Raw genomic sequence first — 7,861 nt, forward strand, 5'->3', positions numbered from 1 at the left:
CCTGGCCGCCGGTGAGGACGGCGATGTCCTCGAGCATGGCCTTGCGGCGATCACCGAAGCCCGGAGCCTTGACGGCCGCGACCTTGAGGCCGCCGCGCAGGCGGTTGACGACGAGCGTGGCGAGAGCCTCGCCCTCGATGTCCTCGGAAACGATCAGCAGCGGACGCTGCGACTGCACCACGGCTTCGAGGATCGGCAGCATGGCCTGGAGGTTCGAGAGCTTCTTTTCGTGCAGCAGGATCACCGGATCCTCGAGCACCGCAACCATCTTCTCGGCATTGGTGACGAAGTACGGCGACAGGTACCCACGGTCGAACTGCATGCCCTCGACGACGTCGAGCTCGGTCTCGGCAGTCTTGGCTTCCTCGACGGTGATGACACCCTCGTTGCCGACCTTCTGCATCGCATTGGCGATCATGTCGCCGATCGCCGATTCGCCGTTGGCCGAAATCGTGCCGACCTGGGCGACTTCGCTGTTCGACGAAATGGTCTTCTTGGCCTTGCCAAGGTTCTCGACGACTTCGAGCACGGCGAGATCGATACCGCGCTTCAGGTCCATCGGGTTCATGCCGGCGGCAACGAGCTTGACGCCCTCGTTGACGATCGCCTGGGCGAGAACCGTCGCGGTGGTGGTGCCGTCACCGGCGATGTCGTTGGTCTTGGAAGCCACGGCGCGCACCATCTGGGCGCCCATGTTCTCGAACTTGTCTTCGAGCTCGATTTCCTTGGCGACGGTGACGCCGTCCTTGGTGATGCGGGGCGAGCCGAACGACTTGTCGATCACGACGTTACGGCCCTTGGGACCCAGCGTGACCTTCACCGCATTGGCGAGAATGTTGACGCCGCGGACCATCTTGTCGCGGGCATCGGTGGAGAATTTTACGTCTTTCGCAGCCATTGGAGGCGCTCCTTACGAGTTGGATGGGGAGTGATCGAAACCGGCGAAGCGCCTGGTTACGAGATCACGCCCATGACGTCGGACTCTTTCATGATCAGCAGATCCTTGCCGTCGAGCTTCACCTCGGTGCCGCTCCACTTGCCGAACAGGATCCGGTCGCCGGCCTTGACGTCCAGCGGGACGATCTTGCCGCTCTCGTCACGGGCACCGGGGCCGACGGCCTCGATGATGCCCTCGGAGGGCTTTTCCTTGGCGGTATCGGGAATGATGATGCCGCCAGCAGATTTCTCTTCGCTGTCGACGCGCCGGACGACCACGCGGTCGTGCAGGGGACGGAAAGCCATGTTCGCTCCTATCAGCCTCTATGATTTCGCGCTGTTAGCACTCGCTAGGGAGGAGTGCTAACAGCTGGGCGGGATATAGGAGGGGGCTCGAGGCGAGTCAAGTTTTCGCGCGAGCTATAGTTCGATCATGTGGCGATCACGCGACCGGGGTGAAGCGACGCGCGTTGATCGCCCGAGAGAAACCGCAAAGCGCCTCGATGGTAAGTTGCAAACTGCCGAGCTAGGCGGTACCTGACAGCCAAACGACCCCCGGAGCAGACGTGACCGTCGTCCAATTCGATAGCCATACCCGCAAAGGCCCTGAGGCATGGATCGCGCCGCACCTGGCCGTGATCGTCCCAAGTTTCAACGAACGCGAAAATGTCGGCCTGCTCTATGAGAAGGTGGCGACAGCGCTCGGCAGCATCCCCTTCGAATTCATCGTCGTCGACGACAATTCGCCCGACGGCACCTCCGCCGTCGTGCGCGAGATGGCGCAGCTTCATCCCAATGTCCGCGGCATTCGCCGCATCGGCCGGCGTGGCCTGAGCTCGGCGGTCATCGAGGGCATCCTCGCCAGCTCGGCCCCCTATTTCGCCGTCATCGATGCCGACCACCAGCATGACGAAGGCATCCTGCCGCTGATGCTGGAGAAAGCCATCGCCGGCGATCAGATCGTGGTCGGCACCCGCTATGGCGGCGATGGCAGCGTCGGGGAGGGGCTTTCGAAGACCCGCGAGGCCGGCAGCCGCTTCGCCACCAAGCTCTCGAACCTCATCACCGGCGAGACGCTGAGCGATCCGATGAGCGGCTTCTTCCTGATGCGTCGCGAGGTATTCGACGAAGTGGCGCCGGCGCTCAGCGACGATGGCTTCAAGATTCTGCTCGATATCATCGTCTCGGCGGGTCGCTTCCACGCTCTCCACGGCAAGGAGCTGCGGATCGGGGAGGTCCCCTACACCTTCCGCCCCCGCCATGCCGGCGAAAGCAAGATGAGCCCGATCATCGTCGTGCAGTTCCTGGGGCTGATCGTCTCCAAGCTGACACGCGGACTGCTTCCCACCAGCTTCCTGCTCTTCGGCCTCGTCGGCGGCTTCGGCGTCATCGTCCACATGGGGACGCTGTGGCTGACGCACGAGCGGCTGGGCTTCAACTTCGTCTGGGCCCAGACCGCCGCGACCGTCGTTGCCATGACCTTCAACTTCATGCTCAACAACGAGCTGACCTATGCCAGCAAGAAGCTCAGGGGCTGGCGGTATCTAACCGGCATGCTGAGCTTTTATGCCGTCTGCTCGATCGGCGCGCTGGCCAACGTCTCGGTGGCGAGCTGGATCTACGCCTATGACGGCCAGTTCTACCTCGCCGGCCTGCTCGGCGTGCTGATGAGCGTAGTCTTCAATTACTCGGTCACAAGGGTGTTCACGTGGCGCTAGACGCAAATCTCGAGATCAAGCTCCGCCGCACCGGCGGCGTCGGTCCCAACACCAAATGGACCTGGGAGCTCATCGGCCCCGACGGCAAGGTCGCCAAGACCGGCACCGCGCTGGGCGAAGAGCACAAGGCCTTCGCCACGGCGAAGAAGTTCAGGGAAAAGCTGGCGAAGGGCTAGTGCTTCGGCGGCCACTCCTGGGCTGCGTGAATCAACCGCAGGACAACGATCTCCTGCTGCTCCACCGTATAGACGACGATGTAAGGTGTGTGGGCGATCACCAGCTCTCTGGTGTGCGCGACGCGGCCTGGTCGGCCAGAGTGTGGAAATTGGATGAGTTGTTCAGCGGCTTCATCCAGCCTGTCGTCCAGCTCGATGGCGTTGAGGAGACTCTCAGTCTCCACATAACCAATAAGCTCACGACGGTCCGTCCTGGCCTCGTCGGCCCAGATAAGCTTCAACGCTCCCCTCTGGCGATCCGGGCTCTAAGCTGTGCCTTCCGCTCCGCGAACTCGGCCTTGACTTCCTCGTTGGAGATGCGCGGTAGCTTGCTGTCAATCGCTTCCTGAACCTTGGCTCTAAACCAGGCATCGTACTCTTGCTCTGGCGCCAATAGCTCCATCGGCACGACGCCGTCGTTTGCGATGCGCGTGAGCAGGATTCGGGTCGCGTCCGACACCGTCAGACCCAATTTGGCCAGAACCTCGCTGGCTCGATCACGGACCTCGGGATCGATCCGAGTTTGGACTAGGGCGTTGCCGCTCATTGTGGTGCTCCTCATGTGGCACTGCAATGTAATGCATTTGCATGACGACTTGAACCCCTAGGCCGCGCCCTTCTTGCCCTCGAGCTCCGCCCAGGCCTGCCGCTTGCGGTATATCGTCGAGGGGCTGAGCTCCAGCGCCTGCGCGGCGAGCGCGATATTGCCCGAGAAGCTCTCGATCGCTTCCTCGATGATGCGCTGCTCCTGCTGCCACATCGGCAGTATCGTCTGGCGGCGGGGCAGCAGCGCGGGCTGCGCCGTCGTCGTCGGAATCGGCGCATCGAGATCGGCGAGCGCAAGCATCGCGCCATCGATCTCGCCGCCGTCGAACATCACCACGAGCCGATGGATCAGCGTCTGCAGCTGGCGGACATTGCCCGGCCACTCATGCGCGACAAGTTGGCTCGCCACCTCGGCGGAAAAACCGTCAAAACGCTTCCCCTCCTCGACGGCGAAGCGCTCGAGGAAATGCCGCGCCAGCACCAGGATATCGGACGGGCGCTGCCGCAGCGGCGGCAGGTGGATCGGCAATACGTGCAGGCGGTAGAACAGGTCCTCGCGGAATTTCCGCTCGGCGATCAGCTGCATCGGGTTGCGGCTGGTGGCGCAGATCAGCCGAACGTCGAGCCGGCGGACACCGGTCTCGCCCAGCCGGCTGATCGTACCGGTCTGCAGGAACCGCATCAGCTTGCCCTGGAGGCTGAGGTCGATCGCGCCGATCTCGTCGAGAAAGAGCGTGCCGCCATCCGCCAGCTCCGCCGCCCCCTTCCGGTCGTCGCCCGAGCCGGTCATGGCGCCCGAGACGACGCCGAACAGCTCCGCTTCCATCAGTTCCTGCGGGACCGCGGCACAGTCCACAGCGACGAACCGGCGGTGCGCCCGGGTGCTCCGCTCGTGCAGCGCCTCGGCGCAAAGGTCTTTGCCGGTACCGCTCTCGCCGGTGATGAACACCGGGGCCGTCGATGCCGCGACGCGCTCGATCTGCTCGTACACCACCTGCATCTGGTTCGATGCACCGATGAAGCCCGCATAGCGCTCGGTGCGCTCGTCAGTGCGCGGATCGAGCGACAGCGCATGGGTCTTGCCGTGCCGCTGCGCCAGCTCGCCGACGCGCGCCGCGAAGGCCCGGCCACCCAGCGGGCGGACGATGTGGTCGTGGGCGCCGGCCCTCAGCGCCGAGAGCGTCGCCGTGACCGAAGCCCCGTCCGACAGCGCGATCACCAGCGCACCGGCAGAAAGCCGCACCAGCCGCGCCACCGCGTCCTCGGCCTCGGCCGACAGGTCGGCGACACTGCCCAGATCGACCAGCAGCACGTCGAAGCGGCCGGCGCGCAGCCGGTCCGCCGCCTGCCTGCCGCTGCGCGCCTCGGCAATCACCGGCGGCACGACGAGGCAGCCGCTGAGCGTCTCGATCAGTGCGGCGCAGCCCGCCGCGTCGCGATCGACGAGCAGGATGCGGGCGGCGTTATCCTGGCCGAAGCCGGGAGCGGGCATGACGACAAGTCCTCGCGCACGTAGCTGTGCTGAATGGAGTGTTGACGAACTGGGTAAATAAACCGTTCCGGCGCCAACGACCCGCACGGCGATCAATTCGCTGGGTTAGCCACAGCTCGCATCGGCGCGCGCCTTTCGGCTCCCCGCCGCCGATGCTATGACGATGCATCGAATCCCGATGGCCACTGTGGGAGCCCGAGCGTAGGTGCAAGGCTTGGTCTACATCTTCATTGCGCTGGCCACGCTCGGCGTTGCGGCTGCAGCGTATTTTGGGCTGACCTTCTCTCCCATCGAGGCCTTCGTCACCGCCATCGCCTTCGGCGCCATCGCCGTCGTGCTGATGGAGCGGCGCCTGCGCCAGCGCTCCGAAGCGCGGCTCGAACGGGCCGTCGAGGACCTGGCGCGGCTGCTCTCGACCGATGCCAAGGCCGGGCAGGTGCTGAGCCAGCGGCTCAACGCCATAGCCGACGCCAATGCCGGCAGCCGCCTCGACAGCATCGAGGCCGATATCTCGGTGCTGGGGACGGTCGTCCGGCAGGTCGCCGAAGCGCTCGCCGAGTTCGAGGAAGCCCGCCGCGCCGACGGCGGCACGCCTCTCGCGGCCAAGGCCAGGGCCGAGGAAGCGCCGCCCGACGAGGACACCTTCCTCGATCCACTGATTCCCGCAGCCGAGCTCCGCGCCGCGCTCGACGACAACCGGCTGGTCTATCACATCGAACCGGTCGTGGTGCTTCCGTCGCGAAAACCCCTCGGCTACGACCTCGTGCCGCGCCTGATGCAGGACGCCGGCGGGCTCGCCGATGCCCCCGATTTCATGCCCCGTCGCGGCGGCGAGGAGCTGATCCGCCGCATCGAGGCGCAGGCGCTCGACGAAGCGGTGACCATCGCGCGGCGCGCCAAGACTTCCGGACAGCCGATCCGCCTGTTCCTGCCGCTGAGCCGCGCCACCATCCTCGACAAGAAGGCGCTCGAGCAGGTAACGGCGACGCTGGTCGCCAACCAGGCCATCACGTCGTCGCTGCATTTCGCCCTGCAGCAGGCCGAGTGGAAGCCGCTCGGGCCGAGCGAGAAGCGTGCGCTGTTCGAGTTCCGCAAGGCCGGCGCCGCCTTCATCCTCACCGATGCGAGCTCGCTCCGCTTCGATTTCGCCGAACTCGAGGGGCTGGGCTTTGAAGCGGTACGGTTCGATGCGACGCAGTTTCTGTCCAGGCCGCAGAGCTTCACCGATTTCCACACCGCCGACATCGCCCCCTATGCCAAGCGCTTCGATATCGAGCTCTGCGCCACCGGGGTGATCGACGAGCAGCAATTGCTCAGCCTGTTCGAGGATGGCATTACACTGGCGCAGGGCCCGCATATCGGCCGGGCCGGCCCGGTGCGCCCCGACCTGGTGGTCGACCGCCCGCGGGTCCCGGAACGCCGGATCGAAGCGCAGGCCTGATACTTCACGGGAATATCGATGATCGCACTTGATGGACTGGGCGAGATCGCCCCCCGCTATGACGCGGTGCTCAGCGACGTCTGGGGCGTCGTGCACAACGGCGTCGCCGCGCACCCCACCGCCGTCGAGGCGCTGGTGAACTACCGCCGCCAGGGCGGCCGCGTCGTGCTGATCACCAACGCGCCCCGCCCCTCGACCCCGATCATCACCATGCTCGACGACCTCGGGGTCTCGCGCGAAGCCTATGACTCGGTCGTCTCCTCCGGCGACGCCACCCGCGTCATCCTCGCCGACTACCGCGGCAAGACCGTCCACTATGTCGGCCCGCCCGACGAGAACGACAGCCTATTCGACGGGCTCGACATCACCGTCGGCCCGCCCGAACAGGCGAGGGCGGTGGTCGTCACCGACCTCGACCATGACGACGACACCCCGGACATGTACAACGACCGCATCACCCTGTGGCTCAGCCGCAATCTGCCGCTGATCGCCGCCAATCCCGACCGCGTTGTCGAGCACGGGGACCGCCTGATCTACTGCGGCGGCGCGCTCGCCGATCTCTACGAAGCCCGCGGCGGCATGATCGTCATGGTCGGCAAGCCCTATAAGCCCATCTACACCGAAGCCCTCCGCCTCGCCGACAAGGCCGCGGGCAAATCGCTCGACCGCTCCCGCATCCTCGCCATCGGCGACTCGGTCCGCACCGACGCCATCGGCGCCGCGGGCGCCGGCCTCGACCTCCTCTTCATCACCGGCTCCATCCACGCCGCCGAACTCGACGCCTTCGGCAAGCCCGACCCGGAGGCGATCCGGGCGCTGGTCGGCCCGAGCGGGGCCAATGTGGCGGGGTTCATGCCAAGACTGGCGTGGTAGGGCACGATCTCTCGGTCATCTCTCCCCTTGCGGGAGAGAAAGCGATTTCTTGGGCTTAGCGTTTGCTAAGTCCTAGAAATCGCAAGAGAGGGGGTAGTGGAGGGCAGGGTGGCTCCGCACCCCCCTCTCTTGCGAAATCTAAGGCTTAGCCAAGAGGCTAAACCTAAGATTTCGCTTTCTCCCCCGCCGAGGGGGAGATGAACTGCGGCAAGATCATGCCCACCCCCCGCATACCAGCCCCAACCTCCACCGCCTTGCCAGCCACGCCGTTTCTTGCCATATCGCCATCACTCTCAAGGCGGGTACGAATTTGACCTTCATCAGGCTGGCGGGCCTCGACCAGGTTCCGGCGTCGCTCAGGGGCGCCATGGTTGCGGTCGGCAATTTCGACGGCTGCCACCGCGGCCATCAGCATGTGTTCCGCTCGCTGAAGGCGCGCGCCCGCGCGGCCGGGGTGCCGGCGCTGATGCTCACCTTCGAGCCGCATCCGCGCGACGTCTTCGCGCCCGCCCCCTTCATGTTCCGCCTCACCTATGCCGACCAGAAGGCCGAGATCGCCGCCGCGGTCGGGCTCGACGGCATCGTGGTGCTGCCCTTCTCCCGCGAATTCTCGATGATCGAGGCCGAGGATTTCGTCACC

At 65.5% G+C, this 7,861-nt stretch carries 9 protein-coding genes and 1 pseudogene; 5 read left to right on the forward strand and 5 right to left on the reverse strand.

The window, feature by feature from the left end:
• Positions 1-898 (reverse strand): chaperonin GroEL (gene groEL / locus JWQ89_RS00630; RefSeq protein ID WP_299637521.1); only part of this gene is annotated, 898 nt, incomplete at its 3' end.
• 56 nt (positions 899-954) lie between these two features.
• Positions 955-1,242: a co-chaperone GroES gene (locus JWQ89_RS00635; protein ID WP_299637523.1), complete on the reverse strand. Its 288-nt coding sequence runs from the start codon at positions 1,240-1,242 to the stop codon at positions 955-957.
• Positions 1,243-1,502: 260 nt separating this feature from the next.
• On the opposite strand from JWQ89_RS00635, the gene JWQ89_RS00640 reads away from it, so the two are divergent.
• Together JWQ89_RS00640 and JWQ89_RS00645 are read left to right on the forward strand one after the other, a co-directional pair.
• Entirely contained in the window at positions 1,503-2,654 is a 1,152-nt protein-coding gene (locus JWQ89_RS00640) for a glycosyltransferase family 2 protein (RefSeq protein ID WP_299637525.1), read from the forward strand.
• Complete coding sequence (locus JWQ89_RS00645) at positions 2,645-2,830, forward strand: hypothetical protein (protein ID WP_299637527.1); 186 nt, start codon at positions 2,645-2,647, stop codon at positions 2,828-2,830. Before JWQ89_RS00640 ends, JWQ89_RS00645 begins: the two co-directional genes overlap by 10 nt.
• Here JWQ89_RS00645 and JWQ89_RS00650 read toward each other — a convergent pair.
• Genes JWQ89_RS00650 through JWQ89_RS00660 form a run of 3 tightly spaced genes read right to left on the reverse strand, consistent with a single transcriptional unit; the run spans position 2,827 to position 4,907 of the window.
• The gene (locus JWQ89_RS00650; protein WP_299637529.1) at positions 2,827-3,111 is read right to left on the reverse strand and encodes a type II toxin-antitoxin system RelE/ParE family toxin; all 285 of its coding nucleotides are present in this window, start codon (positions 3,109-3,111) and stop codon (positions 2,827-2,829) included. The genes JWQ89_RS00645 and JWQ89_RS00650 overlap by 4 nt on opposite strands.
• Positions 3,108-3,416, reverse strand: coding sequence for a type II toxin-antitoxin system RelB/DinJ family antitoxin (locus JWQ89_RS00655; protein WP_299637531.1), 309 nt, complete (start codon positions 3,414-3,416; stop codon positions 3,108-3,110). The genes JWQ89_RS00650 and JWQ89_RS00655 overlap by 4 nt, the downstream gene beginning before the upstream one ends.
• Positions 3,417-3,473: 57 nt before the next feature.
• Positions 3,474-4,907 carry a sigma-54 dependent transcriptional regulator gene (locus JWQ89_RS00660; protein WP_299637533.1) on the reverse strand — a complete coding sequence of 478 codons (1,434 nt, stop codon included), beginning with the start codon at positions 4,905-4,907 and terminating at the stop codon, positions 3,474-3,476.
• Between the two features lie 205 nt (positions 4,908-5,112).
• On the opposite strand from JWQ89_RS00660, the gene JWQ89_RS00665 reads away from it, so the two are divergent.
• The 3 genes and pseudogenes from JWQ89_RS00665 to JWQ89_RS00675 form a co-directional block, all read left to right on the forward strand.
• Complete coding sequence (locus JWQ89_RS00665; protein ID WP_299637535.1) at positions 5,113-6,348, forward strand: EAL domain-containing protein; 1,236 nt, start codon at positions 5,113-5,115, stop codon at positions 6,346-6,348.
• Positions 6,349-6,366: 18 nt separating this feature from the next.
• Complete coding sequence (locus tag JWQ89_RS00670; RefSeq protein WP_299637537.1) at positions 6,367-7,221, forward strand: TIGR01459 family HAD-type hydrolase; 855 nt, start codon at positions 6,367-6,369, stop codon at positions 7,219-7,221.
• A gap of 310 nt (positions 7,222-7,531) precedes the next feature.
• A pseudogene (locus JWQ89_RS00675) lies at positions 7,532-7,861 on the forward strand (hypothetical protein); the annotation flags it as partial.

This window comes from Devosia sp., assembly GCF_028290645.1.
Classification (GTDB): Bacteria; Pseudomonadota; Alphaproteobacteria; order Rhizobiales; family Devosiaceae; genus Devosia_A.